Source organism: Bradyrhizobium sp. sGM-13, assembly GCF_018398875.1.
In the GTDB taxonomy this organism is placed as follows: domain Bacteria; phylum Pseudomonadota; class Alphaproteobacteria; order Rhizobiales; family Xanthobacteraceae; genus Bradyrhizobium.
In genome coordinates this window covers 1-216 of sequence record NZ_JAGWDK010000515.1, presented here as the reverse complement: position 1 = coordinate 216, position 216 = coordinate 1, and the positions used below count along the sequence as shown (strand labels likewise).

Genomic DNA, 216 nt, shown 5'->3' with positions numbered 1-216 from the left:
ATGTCTTCACTGAACCGGCCCAGGCGGCCGAAATAAGTGCGGTGGGCCCGTCGCCAATAATCGAGGCTGCGGTCGCCTTCGCCTTCTTCATAGGCAAAGGCGGCGTCCACTTCGGGGAAGCGGCGGTAGGTGACTTCGATGGTCTCAATCACACAACGCGGCTCGCCGCGCCCGTCGAGCACGATCCATTGCTCGCCGGGCGTCGTCGTGTTCGGC

At 63.9% G+C, this 216-nt stretch carries 1 protein-coding gene; it reads right to left on the bottom strand.

Features of this window, described 5'->3' with window-relative positions; all coding sequences use genetic code 11:
• A partial coding sequence (locus KJQ96_RS39835) for an ASCH domain-containing protein (protein ID WP_213291304.1) occupies positions 1–216 on the bottom strand: 216 nt, incomplete at both ends.